The sequence below is a fragment of the Verrucomicrobiota bacterium JB022 genome, from assembly GCA_030673845.1.
Taxonomy (GTDB): domain Bacteria; phylum Verrucomicrobiota; class Verrucomicrobiia; order Opitutales; family Oceanipulchritudinaceae; genus WOUP01.
Window position 1 is genome coordinate 33987 of the sequence record JAUTCQ010000012.1, and the last position, 18770, is coordinate 52756.

3 protein-coding genes are annotated in these 18770 nt (G+C 64.1%); all 3 read right to left on the reverse strand.

From position 1 onward, the window contains the following. Positions 1 to 434: 434 nt before the first annotated feature. The 3 genes from Q7P63_07200 to Q7P63_07210 all read right to left on the reverse strand — a co-directional run bounded on the left by Q7P63_07200 (position 435) and on the right by Q7P63_07210 (position 18697). Positions 435 to 9878: an isopeptide-forming domain-containing fimbrial protein gene (locus Q7P63_07200; protein MDP0499873.1), complete on the reverse strand. Its 9444-nt coding sequence runs from the start codon at positions 9876 to 9878 to the stop codon at positions 435 to 437. Next, positions 9878 to 15847, reverse strand: coding sequence for a hypothetical protein (locus Q7P63_07205; protein ID MDP0499874.1), 5970 nt, complete (start codon positions 15845 to 15847; stop codon positions 9878 to 9880). The genes Q7P63_07200 and Q7P63_07205 overlap by 1 nt, the downstream gene beginning before the upstream one ends. Positions 15848 to 16006: 159 nt before the next feature. Beyond that, positions 16007 to 18697 (reverse strand): NEW3 domain-containing protein, encoded by a 2691-nt coding sequence (locus tag Q7P63_07210; GenBank protein ID MDP0499875.1) that lies wholly within the window; start codon positions 18695 to 18697, stop codon positions 16007 to 16009. Between the last annotated feature and the right edge of the window lie 73 nt (positions 18698 to 18770).

The window sequence follows — 18770 nt, forward strand, 5'->3', positions numbered from 1 at the left end:
ATGAGGCTTAAGCTAAGTTTATGACAGTAATAAAAAACACCATCGGGTCCCCTTGAGAGAACGAGGACCCGATGGGTTTTCTGGTGGCCAGGGCACCCTCAGCAAAGGGTGCAAGGTTGAGAGAATGCAGAGCCTATCACTGTTTTTTTACAATTTGAGTGCCTATTTGTGGCATTCAGGTGAAGCGGCAGAAACGCTACAAAAGCAGCACAACAACCGCTAATACCCTGAATTACAAATACATGTGACGCTCACCCGACCACATTTCCGAGGTGCAAACCCTAGGTCGCTGTGGGCACATACTTAACAACTCGCCTGCGCAATACGCAGTCGCAAGCAGCGTTTTTGCTGAGACCCCTGGTCAAGCTCCGCCCCAAAACGCCATCATAGCTTTTTCAATTGAGGGCTACCAAGAGCCCTCCTCGTCTGCCGGATCAGTTTTCGATCTGCACGCGGTAGGTTACACTGCCTTCAACGCCCGGAGCCAAGATGCCATCGAAGGTCCAGATGATCGAACCAGCCTTGCCCGCGTCGGGGGCGTCGATGGTCGCAGCCGTCAGATCGTTCGGCAGCGGTGCCGTCGCCGCCGCATCGACAAAGGTCGTGTAAGCGGGTGTGCGGTCGAAGATCACGATATTCTGCAGCGGTCCTTCCCCATTGTTGGTGAAGGTGATCGTGTAGGTGATGATCGCTCCCGGGCTGGCTGTCGAGGCATCGACTGCCTTGTGCAGCTCCAGGCCCGCCGTGGTCACGGCCCCGATCCGCGTCAGGTCGTGCCGCGTGAGGACGTTGCTCGGCAAGGCGGGGCTCGCGTTGCTGTAGGTAAACGTCGCCGTCAACTCGATCTGGTTGAGTGCACCGTAAGGCGCTCCGCTGGGCGAGGCATCCTTGACGATGAGGCAGATTGTTTCGCCTGCGCTGACCGTGATGAGATTGCCGGGGGTGTCGATGATGGGCTCCCCGGAATCGAGCTGGCCGTTGCAATTGAGGTCGCGGAAGAGCGTCTGCCCCCACCCCGGCGTATTCGGGTTGGCGCTCGCGTTGAGACTGAAGCTGACCTGGCCAGCCGTCCCCGCCGTAAAGGTGTGCGCATAGAACGCGACGTTGCCCGGCAAAATCGTCTGCTCGCCGTCCGTCAGCAGGGCATTGGGCGGCACATCGCAGAAGAGCAGGCCGGTATGCCCGATCGACTGCTGATAGGTGAAGCTGATACGGTCCGACGAACGATCGTAGCTGCCTCCGGAATCGCCTGCATTACCGCCGGTCGAGAGGTATTCCGACAGGTTGAACTGCTCCACCACCAGCGCCGCACCATTGGGCACCGCAGGCGGCACCATGAGCACAAAGCTGCCGTCGCCGAGCGTCGTCGCCTCGTCATAGACCGTGCCGGAGCCGTTGGTTAGGCGGACTATCACGCCGCTGATGCCGCGCTCGCCCCCGTTGAGGCTGCCGTCGTTGGCCACACCGCCGCCGTTGCCGTCGTCCTGAATCACGCGACCGCTCAGGCTGCTGCCGAGGGCGAGGCCCAGCTCAATCCCGTAGATACTGCTGCTGGCGACATTCACGGCCAGACGCCCATCTGACGGGGCCAGCGGCTCGTAAAAGATGAAGCCGGGCGGTGCCACGGGCGAGGCGTTGGTCGCGCCGTCGCTGATCACCAGGTTGTAGCTGCCCGTTTCGACCAGATCGAAGCGGAAGTAGCCGTTGCCCGGCTCCACCAACTGGGATTGCACCACCGAAGCGCCGTTGACGAGGTTGACGTAGACGGCAGAGCCATTCGCCCAGTTCTCAATCGATTCGCGGCTGCGGTTGAGGTTCAGGTCTTCAAAGACGTTACCCTCCAGGGTCATGCGCGTAAAGATCGAGGCGCGCGCCACCGTCACGTTGTCGTAAAGGCGGCGGCCATCCGGGCTCGCGGAAGGCTGCGAATAATAGGTGGCATCGACCGAATTACGCAGCGTCAGGTTACCGCCCACATCGGCGTCTAGCGCGATGTCGTAGCTGACGACGAGCGTCTGGCCCGGGTCGATCTGCTGCAGATCAGTCAAGTTGAAGGTAAGCTTACCCGTACCTGCGTCGTAGGTGTGCGCCAGATCGTCGATCACATCGTTGCCGTTCAGGGTAGCAGCAATGATCGTCGGCTCGGTGTCGCGCATACCGTTGGGCAAGGTGTCGATCACTTCGGCATTGTAGGCTGGCGCGACGGTGGAGCGATTCGTCACCGTAAAAGTGAAGCGGCCTTCTCCCGTGGGCGAAAGGCGGCCGTTGCTGGGTGAAACCCGCGACTTGGCCACGGTCAGCTCGGGCTGCTGGACGACGATGGTGGCGGTGACGCTCGCGGTCTCCTCCAGCGGTGCGGGGTCCGTATCTCCCGCATGGCGGAAGGCCAGACGCGCGGTGTTGTCGAGGTCGATGGCGCGGTCGTCGGTCGTGCCGTTATTGCCATCCGTCGTGGGCAAATCGACATGGTCCACAATGCGCACGCGGTAGACGAGGGTCAGCGTGTCGTTGGTCGTGTCGCCATCGCCTTCGTTGACGAGGTCGCCGAGCGCAAAGACGAGGTTGCCCGTATCGCCCGCCTCCGGTGCGTTGGTGCCCGCGACCGGCGGGGTGTAGGTAAAGCCATTGGCCCCGCTGGCCGGAGTTATCGCGTCGAAACCGACGAACGACATCCCGGCGGGAAGCGTGTCGCGGATCTCGAAATCGCGGTGCGTGCCCTCCATGATGGTGGCCTGCAAGGTGTAGGTGACCACGTCACCGACGCGGAAGCCGGTGCCCGGCGTGGGGCCCGCCAGCGGCAAGGTGTCGCCGCTCGCGGTTTTCGTGAGAGAGCTGGAGTTGGCGGCGACTACGTCAGCCGTGGCAGTGGCCCGGTTGTCGTTGGCGTTGGCCGTACTGCCATTGCGCTCGCCATTGGTGGCACCGGCAGTGCCCACGAGGGGCCCTCCCAGGTCGGGCCCTGGGTCGCCGTCGAGCGAGGTCCAGGTCACGACCACGCTGTTATCGAGTTCCTGCGTAGGTTCCACACTGTTATCGACCGTGGCGCGGTAGCTGAAGACGAGGCGCCCGTTGGTCCCGAGGTCGAGATTGGTGCCCTGCCCCAGCCCCCAGGTCAGCGTCTGGCCTGCGGCGGTCGGCTCGCCCAAGGTGCCGGTCAGGTTCTGCGTCTGCCCGGAGCCGCTGAGCAGCGTCGTGCTGCCCGTCTCGTAAGTCAGCCCGGCGGGTAAGGTGTCGACGATGTCGAGGTCGTAGGCACTGGAGCCACTGGTGGGAGCGTTGACGATCTCAACGGTAAAGGTGACGGTATCGCCCGCGCGGACCGGGTCGGTCGGGTCTGCGGTCTTCGTCACGCTCATGATGGCCTCCCGGATGGTCAGGTCGACGTCGGCGATGTCGACCGGCGCACCGGTAAAGGAATACTGGGCCGAATTGGTGAGCGTGGTGTTGTGCTGGTTGGCAGCGATGTTACGCACCTGCGTCACGTAGGTGATCGTGATGGTGCGGTTGGCCACCGGGTCGCCCACAGGCGAAGAGACGACCGTGCTGCCAAATTCCCACGTCAGGCTCAGGGGGTTGCCGCTGGCCGGAAGTGCGACGGAAGGAAGGTCGTTGGTTGTGGTCGTGATGCCTGACCCGATGACGGGGTTGCCGAGCGAAATCAGCTCCAGCCCCTGCGGCAGCTGGTCGGAAACCACAAGGTTCGGGATCGTGCCCTGGGGCAGGACGAGGCTCACCTGATATTCCACCTGCTCACCGATCAGGACGTTGCCCGAGGCATCGCCGCCCACGGAGGTGCGCGAGACCACTTTGGCCTGGTCGATCGAGTCGATCTGGATCGTCACACCCGGGTTGTCGGAGGCGCTGATGACCGCCGCGCCGTCCGGGTCTCCCGTCGAGCCGGTGCGCGTGCTCTGGCTACCGGTCGCGCCGGGCAAGGTATCGGCATATACCGTCACGTCGTCCGTCCATTGCTGGCTGGGATTCACCGCCTGCACCGTTTCGGCGTAGTAGATGATGCGGACCGACTGGCCAGGGTCGAGCTGCACAAGGTTGCTGCCCGCGCTGCCAAAGCTGAGATTGGCCGCATTCACCGTGAGGCTGCCCGCAATGCCCGTGCTGACCCCGCCGACCATGGCGACGTCTACCGTGTCGTCCTCATTGGTGTCGGCACCGGGGGCATAAGAGGGATCGGTGCTGGCATCGAGCAGCGACAGGCCCGCCGGGAGCGTGTCGACGTAATTCAGATCATAGATGGGCACCGTGACCGCCGTCGCATCGGTATTGGTGATGATGGTACGAAACTGGAAGACGTCGGTCGCCTCACCCGCCGCGCTTCCGGCAAAAGCCCCGCCGGTGCGCAGGTTGCGGACGGTCTTGTTGACGCTCATGGAGGGGCGCTGCACGCGGACGGATGACTGGGCGTGGAGGGAGGCATAACCGATGCCGCCACTGAAGCCATCGAAACTGCTGCTGGAGCGGAACACCTGCCCCTGGTATTCCAGCGAGACGCCAACGTGGTTGAACAGCTCCTTGTTGTCGGAGTTGACCGCAGCCAGGGCGGCATCGTTGAGCGTGCGTGTGGTCACACGAGCCGTAAACTCGTTGCTGCTGGCGTCGATTGGGCCCGTGATTGTGCCCAGGTTGAAATTGATCACCCCATTCTGGACAGGGTCGAGCGTCTCCAGATTGGCCGGGGTGGTCGTGACCGAGGCGGGCGCAATTTCCGAGCTGCTGGTGTCGATGCTGACGAGGCCGAGGCCCTTGTCGGCCGCCGCCGTGTTGCCGAGCGTATCGCGAACGACCACGTTGCTAATGTCGGCCCCACCGTCGGCGCCGAAGAAGCTGACGGACAAGTCGAAGCTCGCCTCTTCGCCGATGAGCGTATGCCCTTCGGTGCCGGTAGCCGTTTCGGTCGTGGAGCCGTTGACGTAGGTCTTGGCCACACTCACGCCGAGGCAGCGAAAAGCACGGCTGTCGCGGGTATAAAAGCGACCCGTCGAGGAGCCGCCGGTCCCGATCTGCTCCCCGTCCACGTCGATCTGCACTTGCAGGGAATCCGCCGGCAGTCCGGTCGGCGTGGCGGTGATGCGCAGGTGCACTTCCTCCAACGTGCCCGTGCGACGGATTTCGCCTACCTGGGCCGGGCTGAAGGTGTAGACGTTCCCGGCCTGTGTCGCCGCCCCGTTGCTGCCGCGCGGGGAGCTGACGAGCACGACGCTCGCCGTCGTCCAGCCGCTGCCGAGGGTCACGGCGATCGTATTGTTGTTGGCGGCCGAATTCGTTTCGCCTTCGTTGCGCACGTAGACGTCAAAGGTCTCCGGCTGGCCGGCAAACACGATGCGGTTGATCACGCTGGTCGATTCGGTCCCCCCGTTGGCGGCAAACTTGATGTCCAGCTCCGGTTGGCGCGGGTCGATGTTGAGCGTGACGCTACGGGTAAAATTCGCCCCGCAGGAGGTCTCGTAAGCCGCCTGAATCGTGCGGTTGTTACCGCCGGGGTTGACGGAAGGGTCGAGGCCGTTGGCGGTTTCTTCCTCTGCCGCAAGAGCCGGGAAGCTGGTGGCGCGCGTCGTATCGTCGATCGAGGTGATCGCGTAAAACTCTACCGTGAAGCTCTCCGCATTCTCCACCGTACCGGTAAATTCGAGGCGCGGATCGGTGCTGGAAACGCCGTCCCAGGCGACCGCCGTCAGCGAGCTGCTGTTGGTCACGAACACCGGGGCGTAGGTGTCGTCGAAAACGGTCTGGTTGGGCAGGTCGGGCGTGATGCTCAGGTTCTCGCCGCGCGCACCGCTGTTGGTCATCGTCACGCGGATGCGGACGCGGCCGCTGTTACCGCGGCTGGGCGTTGCGGTGATGCTGGCATCGGCGGTAGCCGTCATCGTGCCCCCGCTCGTAGTGAAGTCGGGCAGCATGACGAGCGTCGCCGTGTCGTCGTTGTCGGTAGGTTGCGTGACGAGGTTGGGCTGACCGGCACCCGGATCGCTACAGCCCCAGGTGACTTCCGCCGTCTGGGTAATGTCGAGGCAGTTCGCGCCAAGCGTTTCGCGCACCGTGACCGTGATGCTGCCGCCGGGCGGCACGTCATCGACCGCCACCCAACCGCCAGTGTAGGCCGCGCCGGGGCTGGGAACGTCGCCATTCAGCACCGCCGAGCCGCCGCTGCCGGAGAGGGGGATGCGCACGCGCACGTGCTCTGCCCATGCATCGCCGGCGTTGGTGATCACAAACTGCCAATCCACTTGCTGGCCGGGCAGCGCGATCTGCTTGTCGCTGAAGCCGTCGGGATTCGTGGCGCTGTCGATGCGCAGGTTGGTGCTGATGTCGGGCTTTTCGGAGGGCAGGATAAACGGCACGCCGGGGGAAGGGACGTTGCTGCCGCAGAAAAGCTCGGCACTGCCCGAGGCCGTCAACGTAGGCCCGGGCTGGTTGCCGGCAAAAGTGTCCGGATCGCTGGCCACGATCTGGAAGCGGATCGTGAGAGAATTGACCGTCGAGCCCGTGTCGGTATGGACGTTGACGAGGTGCGCGAGGGCGGGAATCAGCGTGCTGTCGAACCGGTAAGGGCTGCCGGAGCTGCCGGCACCGGCGGGCATACCGGCCACGCTCACAAAGGAGCTGGGCGCGTTGTCGGTCGCGTAGCTGATGGAGCCGGGCACGATGCTCAAGCCGGTGAGGCTCGGATCCATGACTTCGAGCACTTCCACATTGTAGATCGCCCCATCGCCGGTGTTGCGGACGAGGATTTCCACTTCACCGTTGCCACACAGGCGGGCAAGGCTGTCGGTCGTGTCGTGCACGACTTGCAGGCTGCCGGCACCGAGGCGGAAGTTGGGGGCTATGCTCACAATGCTCTGGGCCACGTCCACCCCACAGCCCCAGCGGGTCAAAACCGTATTTTCGCCATCGGGGATCAGGCAATCGGCCCCCGGCAGCAGGTCGGCCACGACCGTCAGGGTGCGCTGGGCACCACCGGCGAAGTCGCCAAGGTCAAAAGTGATCGTCTGCCCCGTCATCGTGCTGCCCGAGACGGTGAAAGCAGTGGTGTTGGCCGCCGCGGTCGCGGTGGTATCGATCTGGAAATTCTCCGGGAGGGTATTGGCAACAGTCGCCCCGTAGGCCGTGCCGGGCTTGAGGTTTTGCACGATGAGCGACCATTGCGTGCGGGTGTCCTGCAGCTGCAGGCGGGTATTGGGCGTCACCACGATCGCAAGCTCGGCAGTGAAGACAAACGACGGGTTGGCCGAAGCCGTGGTGGAGAAATCGCGCGTGGTCGTGGGCGAAGTCTGGTAGTCGTCGTAATCCACCCGGGCCGAGATCCCCGTGGTGTCGGTGCCGGAATCGGCGGCGCGGCGCATGCGCACTGTGATGGTGCCCTGCCCCGTCAGCTCGCTGCCCGTATAGCGAAAGGTCGGGTTATTGCCCCCGTTTTCCGCATAGACGATGTTGCCGGAGGTGAAGACGCCGCCGTAAACCGGCGTCTGCCCGGTCACGTATTCGTAATCGGCATTGGAGGTCAGGAGCGTCAGCAAGACGCGGGAAATTTCTTGTGCGTTGGCGTTGCCGAGGGTGATGACCGCGTCGAACTCCTCACAGATATCGAGCTGGGCGGGCATGCTGAGCGAGAGGCTGGCTGCCGCCCGCTGCACGGTATAGCTTGCCACTTGGGTAAAGACCTGATCACCCGCAAGGTCGCAAGCGCCCGGGCCGCTCGAAGAGCCAGTCAGGCGCAGCACGGAAGTATTCTGGTAGCTGCGGGAATCGCCGCCGAGCGAGCCGTCGGGCACGGTAGTTTGGTAGTCGAAGGTGACCATCGTGCCGCTGACGTAATCGGTATCGAGGTAGCCCGCCCCAGCGAGGAAGTCGAGGTTGAGGCGCAAGGCGCCGGTCGACTGGACGATGGCACCGGCCGGGACCGCAACCGGCCCGACCGAGCCGCTGCCGTTATCGTAGGTGACGGTCAGGGAGCCGGGGACGAGGGTCTGGCTGGCATCGCCGTCGAAGTTGTCGACGTAGGTCGAGCCGGCCCAGGCGCCGGGGTAGCCGGGGTCGAACTGGTAAATAGCGATGTAGGGGATGAATTCACCTTCGCCGGCATCGCGCGTGAGATTGGCGGAGGGCGAGCCAGCCTCGAAGACCGAACCAGTAACGTTGTAATACTGAGTGGTGGTCGCACCCGGGCTGTTGGTAATCGTCAGCGAGTCGGAAGCATTGGCCGTCAACGGGCAGGAAGCGCCGTCGGCCGCCGTGATGGTCGTGGCGTTGGCACTGGCGGTGATGCCAGCCTGCGTGCCCCCGTTACAGGGGTCGCCGTTAACCTGGAAATCCAGCTCCCAGGTGGGGTTGCCAGCCAGGCTCGCCCGGGGCAGGTTCCAGGTGTAGGTGCCGTCACCGTTATCGACGACGGAGCCGGCGGAGGGCATCTGAACGGTGGTGATCGCCACTTCGCCGGTAATGGCCACATCCACGGAGATCGGATCTTCGGCGATGCTGGTCAGCTCGGTCGCGCTCGCTTCCACCGTAAAGGTACCGGTGCCGTTGATGCTCAAGCGGCTGATGCCGCCATCGCTCACGCCGACGTTCAGCGAAGGCCGGTTGTTGGGCGCGGTGATGCTGCTGAGCTGGAACGGCACCGAATAGGGGTCGCCGCACTCGTTCTGGTAAAACGTCTGCCAGACGATGGTGCCGCCGCCGGTACCTGCGCATACGTCGCTGGAGCGCACATCGAAGGTCAGCGTGGCGGTGGTACCTTCCGCGATGCTGCCGCCGTTGGAAGTGTAGGTAAAGTTACCGTTGGCTGGGTTGTAGGCAAAGCCGCCGCCTACGTTCACGATCGCAACCCCAAGCGTGTTGAGGTTGGACTCGAGTGTGAAGTTGGTTGCTGGGCCCGCCCCGGCCACGTTGCTGATCGGGATCGAGACGCTGGTAGGCGTCAGAAAGTCGAGCTGGATCGGGTTGGTTGTCAACTGTACCAGCGGCAGGTCGAAGTCGAGCGCAACGGCCCCTTCGCGGCTGGTGTCGATCTCTCCCGTGCGGTCGGAAATCTGGACGGTATTGCCGAGATTGTCGCAACCGGCCACCGTCGCACTCACCGCAAAGGTAAAGTCTTCTCCCGCCGCCAGGTAGGGCAGCCGATAGCGCCCGGCGGGCGACTGAATGGCGCTCCGAGCTGGCGAAGTCTGAGTAATGGTGACGTTGGTAAAGGACGCGTTGCCCAGCAGGGCCGTTTCATCGACCACCACATCGAAAAGGCCGCCGAAACCGGAATTGGTGACCGTCACCGTCCAGGTTGCATCTTCCCCTACCCCCACCGTCTGCGTGACCGGCAGCTTCTGGACGACGGCAGCCCCGGCCAGCACGAGCACGTTTTGGCTGAGGGTGCTGGTCGTGCGGCTCACGGCCCCGTCGGTATCGCCAAAGCTCCATTCGTAGGCCAGCGAATACGTCCCGGCCACGACCGATGATTCGACGCGCAGCCCGTAGTCGATCGAAAGGGTGCTGCCGTTCGCGAGGTCGTAGCCGCCTCCGCCGAGCGTAAAGGTAATCACGTTACCCGACTGGCTGGCGCTGACCGTGGTGCCGGTAGCCTGTGCCGTGCCCGGCACGTAGGTAAATCCGGCGGGGACGGTGACCTGCGCAGCCAGATCGTACGCAGTCGTGCCGGTATTCGGCAGCGAGAGGCGGAACGTATCGCCCTCGCTCGCGCGCACGTCGGCGCTCCCGTCCCACACGCCCGCGCGGTCCATGTAGGGGGTGGAGACCGCGGGCGTATCCCGGCTCGGATCGGCGGGAGTAAAGTCGGTCGTGGGCGTGATCGTGGCAGCCTGGAGCCCCATGGCCCCCAGCACGAAAACTAGCAGGTGCAGCCAGCGGTTCATCAGTAAGTCTCCTCTTCCTTGCGGCGGAATGGCAGGTCGTCTTCGTCGAATTTCATGCTCAGCGAGAGGAAAAACCCGCGCTGCGTTTCGCCCGAGGTATCAAAATCGCGGTCGACATAGCCCCAGAAGTTGTAGCCGAGGCCGATCCGAATCTGGTGGCGCGCCCAGAAGCCGATTTCCGGCCCGAAACCGTAGGAGACCTCGTCCTTGTCGCCCGTCCACATGGCGGCGTAGTTCAGGCCGATGTCCCAGCGCTGGTCGAACTTGCGGATGATGCGGCCATTGTCCTGAAAGGCCGAATAGCGGTCTTCGAAGGGTGCGAGCGACTCGCTGACCCATTTGCCCGCGATGCGATTCGTCCAGATCCAGTCTTCGTTGGGCTGATAGTTGAGGGTGTTGGAAAAGATGTGAACCTGACGGCTGGTGCCCAGGTCGTCGCGGTAGGAGATGCCCTCCTCCGTCCGATATTCGTAGAGGAAGAGCGCGTTCCACACGTCTTCATCGGTCTGGCGCCACGCGAGGCCGCCCTGGTAGCGGGTCTGCTTGAGGTTGACGGTGTCTTCGTTCTTGTCGTCCTGCGTGTGGTAAAGGGTGCGGCCGAGGAAGGTCCAGTTGCGGTTGAGCTTGGCCGCATAACCGATGGTGCCCAGGAAGGTGTCCTGATCGGTGCTGGTGCGGTATTCCGCGCGCGTGGTCGCTTTCCAGGTGTCGGCGCCGGTATATTCGATGGCTTCGGTCACGGAGGTGGAGACCTTTTTGTCGACACCGTCGAAGGGCGTGATGCGCTCGAAAGTGGTGTTGAGCCGCAGCCCGTCGGCCACTTGCCACTGGTTGCGCAAGCCGGTGCTGGCTTCGGCCTGGCGACCCTCCATGGCGTCGCGCATGCGGTATTCGTTGAACGACTGGGTGTCGCGCATCACCTCGGTTTCGACCCCGGCGAGCGTACGGTAATTGCGCTGCGACTCGTTGATTTCGAATTCGCCGCCCAACGAGTTGATGATCTCGTGCGTGGCGTAAACGCGGGTGCGCGTGCTGACCTGGTAGTCGCCCCCGAGGGCAAAACGCTGCTTGTCCATCTCGACCACATCCTGCTCCAGCTCGGTAAAGAAGCGGGCGTCGGGCAGATAAGGCACCGGGGCGGTAAACTTGCCGCGCAGGCTGCGGACCTCATTGGGTGCGATGTCGCGCGTCAAGGGGCTGGCCGCGAGCTCGGTTTCTTCGGAGACGCGCACGCCGCCTTCCAGCTCGACCTGGTTGTCGAAGCGGTGGATCACATCGGCACGCGCGCCCCGGCGGAAGCCACCCGTAACGGCGTCTTCGGTATAGACGGCCTGCCCGCGCAGGGAAGTGCTGCGGTTGAGGCGGTGAAGCGCCTCCGCCCCACCCTCGACGCGACCGGCCGTCAGGAGCGCGCCCGGGTTGACAAAGTCTGCCTCCGTGCGCCCGTAGAAGATCCGGCCTTCCGTCTCCTCGCCCACCGCGCGCAGCTCGACGCGGCCCGCAGCGCCGGTGCCCTTGAGCATGTCTTCGCTCTGCGCGACTTCCGCAATCGCAAAGACATTCTGGGTCAGCGCGACGGTGGTGTTTGCGCTGTAGAGCTGGTATTCCTCCAGCGGATTCTCGTCTTTGACGTAGGAGCCGCCGACCTCGAAACGATCCGTCACCTTCACCTGCCCGTCGACGCCGTAGGTCCAGAAGGCGGGGCCGGCCTGCTCGACTTCGTAAGTGATGCGGATGTAACGCGGGTTGAGGTTGGTGTCGAGCGTCGGCACAGGGCGGCGGAAGAGCACACGACCGGTGAAGGGCTCGAACTCGTAGTCCTCGTAGCGCGTCATCGGCGTGCGCTCGATCACCATCGACAACTGGTTGCGGTCGCGGGTGATGATCTCCACCTGCTCGGAATTGATGAGGCCGTTGGAGGCGCTGAAATTGTAGGGGCCGGAGGTGCCGTTGGCGGGGATTTCGACCACCACCTGGCGGGAGTTGCCGTGGCTGGCAAAGACGTTGGCGGCGGCGCGGTCGGTCTCGTAGTGGCCCTTGAAGCCGTTGAGGCTTCGGTTGTAGTTGCCCAGGTCGCGCGCCTCGTTGTTGGTGCGCGTCATGAAGTCGCCCCAGAGGAGGTAGGAGCGGCGGTTGTCGACCCGCACATACAGGTTGCCGGAAGACTGGGCTTCGAAGCCTTTGACCGAAGAGTCGCCGTAGACGGGGTAATACTTGTCCGGGTCGATGTCGCGAAACAGTTCGACATCGCTTCGCTTGTCGGAGTCGTAAGCCGTCGTGAGCAGCCACTCGCCCTTGATCTGGCCTTTGAGGAAGAAGGCGGCGCGACCCTCGGTCAGGTCGCCGTCGCTGGAGCGTGAAAGGGCGCGCAGCTCTTCCTCGAAGCCGTGATTGCCATAGGCGGGCACGATGGAGGCGCCCCGGTCGTTGAGGTTGATGCGGCCCGTGAGGATACCGGAAGCGATCAGCGGGCGCAGGTCGGGCAGGAACGGCAGGATCTGGCGCTTTTCGATCACACCGCTGCTCACCACGATCTCGGCCAGGCCCGGCTCACCCGGGGGCAGCAGCGTGTAGGTGCCTTCGCCGCCAGTGAGGAAGACCTGGATGCCTTCTTCCTGCGGGTTCACGTCTTGCACTTGCCATTCGCCCAGCGTGGTGGAGAGCGTCAGCGGCGTAGGGGCCGAAACGAGCGTGCCGTGGCGGTCTTCGAGGCGCACGCTCACCTGCACCGGCGTTGTGCCGTCGGCAGCGGGCTCGGGGTTGGAAAAAGCGATGTTGAGCTGGGCCAGCCCATCGGGAGCGCGGATCGTCACGGCGTCGGAGCCCCGCTCGTTGCCGTAAAAGTCGTATTGGGTCAGCTCGATCGAGTTGTCGCCGGGCGCCAACTGCACCGCGATGTATTCAGCGGCCTGCAGGTCGCGGGCAGTGTCTTCGATGTATTTGCCACGGCGCTCTTCGGGCACCACTTCGCCGTTTACCTTTACCTCCAGCCGCGTCGCAGCCCGGCCTTTGACGCGGAGGCGCACTTGCGGCACGGCCACGGTATCGCCGTCGCGCAAGTCGAGGATCTCCGGCTCGTTGGTGCTGACGTTGGCCAGGTCGTCTTCGAGCGACACGTGGGGCACGACGGCCACCGGGCGGGCCGGGAGGTTGGAATTGGCTGCGGTCAGGGTGTTCTCCGGCAAAACGGGCTGGAAGAAAGACGGGGTCGACGAGGCTTGGTCGACGGTGCCGCTGGCCGGGCCGCTGGTGGGGTCGGCCAAGAGCAGGCGGTCTTCGTAGGTGAAGCGGCGGTCGAGCGTGCGGTCGATCTCGGCCGTGTTGGGATCGCCGGCAGCCCGGCGTTGCTCGATCAAGGCGAGCAACGCGTCGCTGGGCTCCACGATGCGGAAGTTGGCCTTGTGCAGCTCGCCCTTGCGCAGGTCTGCAAAGCGGCTGTCGGGGTCGCCCGCATTGAGGCTGTCGATGACGGCCAGCTTCGCGCCGGTCGGCAGTGTGTAGCGGTCGAGCTTCACCACGTGGTGGATCGCACGCTGGCCGTAGATGCTGTATTTGCCCTCGCTGTCGGTAATCGCGTAGGTGCCGTCTTCGAGGAAGATGCGGACACCGGGCACGACGGGCTCCGCGCGCTCTTCGCCCGTCTCGGGGTCGATATAGCCGTCGTGGATGCGGTTGTCGTTGAGGTCGACAAAGACCTTACCGAAAATGACGCCCCGGTCGGTAAAGACGCCTTGGTCGATCTCGATTTCGGCCAGCGCGAGGTTGCTGCTGGTGGCGGGCGGCCCGAGGCTGGTGGCACGCGCGCGGTTGACCCCGTCGCCCCGGTCGGCGCCCATACCCACGCGTGCGCGATAGGTCACAGTGTAGGTCGTCTGGTCGGGGAGATTGCCGAGGCGGAACCGGAGGTTGGGGCCTTTGCCGCCCGTCGGATCGGCCATGGGCTGGCTATTGAGCCGGGCGCTACCGGTGATATAGCTGACGCCGGCGGGCAAAACGTCGTCGATGAAGGTGCCCGGCAGGTTGGAGCCGGTGGTATTCTTGAGCTCAAGGGTATACTGGACCGACTCGCCGATCTCGACTTCGCGTTGGTTGACGCTCTTTTCGAGGACGAAGCCTTCGGGCGATTCTGTGTCGACCGGCACGTCGAGGAACACGGCGCCCGTCATTTCGTTGACTTCAAAGACGTCGCCATAGGAGCCGCCTTCCAGAATACGCGCTTCGGCCGACGGGTTGAGGATCGTCGGCATCAGTTGCATCGGCACTTGGCTGGGGAAGGCGTGTTGCGCTGGGGGCGTCACGAGGAGCTGGTAGGTGCTCGCCCCGACACGCGGAAATTCGAAGGCGCCGTCGCCGCTGGTGACGATGGTGCTGGGCGAAGGCGTGAGGCCGTCGGCCTTGAAGACGACGGCGGGGCCGCCAGCGTTACCGCCATTGCCGCGCCCGGTCACGTCGATCAGCGTAACGGTGGCACCGGCCACACGCTCACCGGTACGGCTGTCGAAGACGATGCCTGCCGGGTCGATCAAGATCTGGATCTGGGTAACGCCGTCGAGGCAGCCGTTGCGAATGATCGCGGTCAAGACGTCGCGGGGGGCGGTCTGCAGGATCATGTCGCCCGGACGCGCTTCCAGGCTCGTTTCGGTGGGGAAGCCGTAGCTGTCGCCTTCGTTGGCCAGTTTGCGGCGGAAGACGCCGGTGTTGGGGCCGGTCTCGATAAAGATCGCGTCCAGCACGTCGCCTGTCTGGCGGGAGGTGATGTGGATGGGCAGCTCGTCGCGTACGGTCGGCAGCACATTCAGGAAGCCTGCCTCGATCTCGACGAAGACCGGGGAGCCGACGGAGACGATTTCGGTCGGGAGGGTAAAAGTCTCGTCGGTATAGACCGTGATGACGGGGCATTCGATGGGGATTTCGACCGCGACTTCGTTGGAAGGCACGTCGGTCGTCGGCGATTCCGGGCGGCGGTGGAACAAGTGGGCCTGATTCGTAATCCCACCGCTGCCGAGGGGCTTGACGATCACGGCGAAGCTGGCTTCGAGGCGTTGGCCGGCAAAGACTTGGCTGGTGGCAAACGCGATGGCTTCGACGTTGTCGAGATCGGCCGGGGCCGAGGTGACGTATTCGTGGTCGCTGGCGGCCGAGCGCAGGTGATACAGTTGCTGCAGGCCGGGGCTGGCGAGCACGCGCTGGAAAGTGGTGTTGCGAGGGATTTCGTCGCGAATGACGACGCGGGATCGCACTTGGCCGTCGATTGTGATGTTGATCGGCGTCAGGGCGGTGCTGCCGTTCTGCGCGGTCAGCGTAAAGTGAATGGGTTCACCGATACTGGCGGTGGTGCGGTCGACGCCTTTGAAGAGGCGGACCTCGTCGTCACCGACCACCACTTCGTCGGTAACGGTGGCAGAGATGGCAGTGCCATCAATCTGCGCGGTGACGTTGACGCGAGAGAGATCACCCGCGCGGAGCTGCGGGGGCACGCGCCCGCTGAGGATGACATCGGCATGGCTGCCGGCGGCGAGCGTGAGCTTTGCCCCACCCTCGGCCAGCAAGTCGGGCTCGCCTTGGTCGATGAGGCCGTTGCCGTTGGCGTCGAGGAAGAGCTGGGTCAGCCCCAGGTCATAGGTGTCACCTTCGGGGTGCGAAACCTGAAAAGTGTAAGTACCGGACACGTTGCCCGTGTTGGTAATACGGTGGCTGAAGGTAGCCTGCGCGCCAGGGAAAAGATAAGCGCGGCGGTCGGGCTCCAGCGTCAGCCCTTGGTTGGAAATGATCGTAACGACGACCTGATTCGACAAGAGGTTGACCTCCAGCGCCTCATCGGGCCGGAAGCCGAACGCCTCCGCCTGATTGGTGATGCGCGTGCCTGGCTGCAGGGGCGCGCCCACTGCCGAGGGGCTTGCGCCGAAGAGCAAGCACAGCGGAAGCAGCACGGGGTGCCAATAGCGCAGGAGATGGAGAATGCGACTCACAAGTAAAGGTCGTTACGTAAAAGCAGGAAAAGCGTTCCGGGCCGCAGGATGGCAGGGACCATCCTTGGCCGGCGAAATGAGGGCTGCGGGCTTAGGCCTCCGGAAGGGGTTCGGACCCTTCCGGAGACGGAGAATTCCAACAACCCGAGTGACGGGAGTTTACTGGTCGATCGTGACGCCGAAGCTGACGATGGCCGAAGTGCCGGGAGCGAGCGTGCCCACCTCGAATTCGAGGGAGCCCTTCGCGCCGTCGGCCGGGCTGAGGCCGACCGAGCCGACGTCCGTCTGGGCGACGGCCGCACCGCCAAGGCCACCGGCATAGCTGGTGCCGACCGGCGTGGTGTCGTAGATCACGATGTTCGTCGCATCGGCCGAGCCCGTGTTGGTCACGGTTATGCGGTAGATGATCGACTGACCCGGCAGGGCCTGCAGGTCGAGCTGCGTGTAGGCGCCATCGGCAACCCCGTTGTTGTCGGCATCGAGGGCTTGCTCCTTCACGATCGCCAAGTCACCCACGACCACGGTGGTGGTGTCGCCGTTGGAGACGACGGCGGGCGCGACGATGCTGTTGACCGTGCCCGAGGGCGTGGCGGTGATCGTCGTAATGTTCATCGCGTTGTTCGGCACGCCGAGAGGCGCGAACACCTTCACAAACAGGCGGACCTGGCTGGTGGCCGAGCCGACCTTGCCAAGCGAGGTAAACGTCGCAGCGTCGACGCTGGGCAGGCTGGAGATGATCGGGTCGCTCGCGTCGGCGATACCGTTGTTATTGGCGTCGTAGATCACGACGGAGGTCCAGCCCTTGCCGGCTTCCGTGTCGGAGAGGCCCAGCGTGATGTCGCTGGTGCCGCCGACTGCCTCGGGCACGTTGCCGAGGTTGGTGAGCAGGTGAGAGTAGACGACCGAGCCGCCCGGGAAGACCTGGCCGGAATTGTCGCTCACGAGCGAGATTTCGCGGTAGGTGTTGACCGTCACGGTGTTGATCAGCGTGTCGGAGGCAGCCGAAACCGGCGAGGACGCGCGGAAGGTGATGTTGTAATCACCCGGCGACTGGCCGGCAGGGACGGTCACTTCGGCCACATACTGGAAGAACTCGCCGTCGTCGACGGTCGGGGGCTGCAGCGTGCCGGAGTTGCTCACGATAGCGCCACCGGCGGAGCGGCGGAGCGCCACCGTCCAGCCAGCCGGGATGGTGCCGGCGTCGACGCTCAGGTCGTAGGTGTCCACGATCGAGCCTTCATTCTCCACCGTCAGCGGGATCACGACGGTGCGGCCCGGGTTGGTGGTAAAGTCGTCACCATCGGTCACGCCCACGCCGTCGCCGGCGCCATCGTCGGGGTCTTGACCCACGGCGGCATTGGTCAAGTCGACGGAGGGGGGGATGATCGCGGTCAGCGTGTCGGTCGCAACCGCAGTGGCGGTCGTGCCGGTATCGGAGTCGATCACGGAGCCGGTGGCACGCTTCTGGATGGAGAACGGGCCGGAGCTGGCGACGCTGGTGGGCAAGGTGGCCTGCACCACGACGGTGTAGGTGTTGCCACCGGCGAGGCGACTGTTCACGGGGCCCGTGTCCGGGATACCGTTGTTATTGCTGTCCACCATCGGCGTGTTGCCGTCTTGCTGGAAGAACTTGAACGTCGTGCCGGCCGGGAAGGTGCTGGAGGCGGTCACGAACGTCATGTCGAAGGTGTCGGTCGTGGTGCCGTTGTTGGTCAGCACGTTGCTGAACTTGACGGTGTCGCCGGGGCGCGCGTTGGCCACGGTGTCGCCCAGGAGGGCGACGGCCGGCTCGGGCAACACGTCGAAGGGCGGGCGGTTCGTATTGAACGGGCCTTCCACCGTGCCGGTGCCAGGGTTGTATTGATACGTCGCCGTGTTGAAAATGCGCTGGGGAGCGATGTCGGTGTCGACGGAGACCTGGAAGCTGATGCTGCCGGAGAGGCCCGGGCGGATCGATTCGAGACGCACCGTGATGGTGTCGGTCGCGAGGTCGTAGCCGTAGTCCACGCCGTTCGGGCTGGTGCCTTGGGCGCCGTCGGTATCGTCGTCGGTCAAGACGGTGGAGCCGGTGAGGCTGGAGCGACCGGTGCCCGCCACGTAGGTAAGGCCGGCCGGCAGGATGTCGATGATTTCGACGTCGGTCGCGGTCGTGTTACCGGTGTTGGTGTAAGTCAGCGTATAGGTGATGGGCGTGGTGCCCGGCTTGCCTTGGGCCGTGTCGATCGACTTGACCACGGTGACGACGGCGTCGCCCGACACGCGGATGGTGTCGGTATTGGTCGCGTTGATCGTCCCGGTGTAGGTCGAGGTGGCCGTGATCTGGAGGCTGGCGGTGTCGCCGCTGTCGGCGGTGCCGGGGACGGTGACGCCGATGACGAGGTAGAACGACTCGCCGGCGGTCATGTCGCCCGTGCTGGTGATCGGCGAGCCGAGATCGTCCGGCTGGCCGTCCTGATTGCGGTCGGCATAGATGCGGACGTTGGCCAGATTACCGTCGAGGTTGGTGACGTCGATGTTACCGGTCGTCAGCGTGTAGGTGTCGTTGCCGTTACCGGTGTTGGTCACCGTGTGCGGGAAGAACAACGTGCCACCGGGCGAGACGGAGCGGGTGTTGTCTTGCGTGAGCACCAAACCAGCCTGCTGGAGCACCACGGTCGTAACCGTATTGGAGGTCGCCGTGCGGGTAGTATTCGATTGGTCCGTATAGGTGGCGGAGGCCTGGTTACCAATCCGCGTCCCGACCAGCGGAGCAGCTGCCGACACCATTCCGGGTGCCAACAGGCCGAGAAGACCAAAACCGGCGAGACGAGCCCGGCTTCGGTAGAGCGAGAGAAGAATCATTTTGCTCATTGGGTTGTTGGATAAGTAATAATAAACGGTTATAATAAACCGAAGACCCCATTCGAATTAACTAAATGGGTCC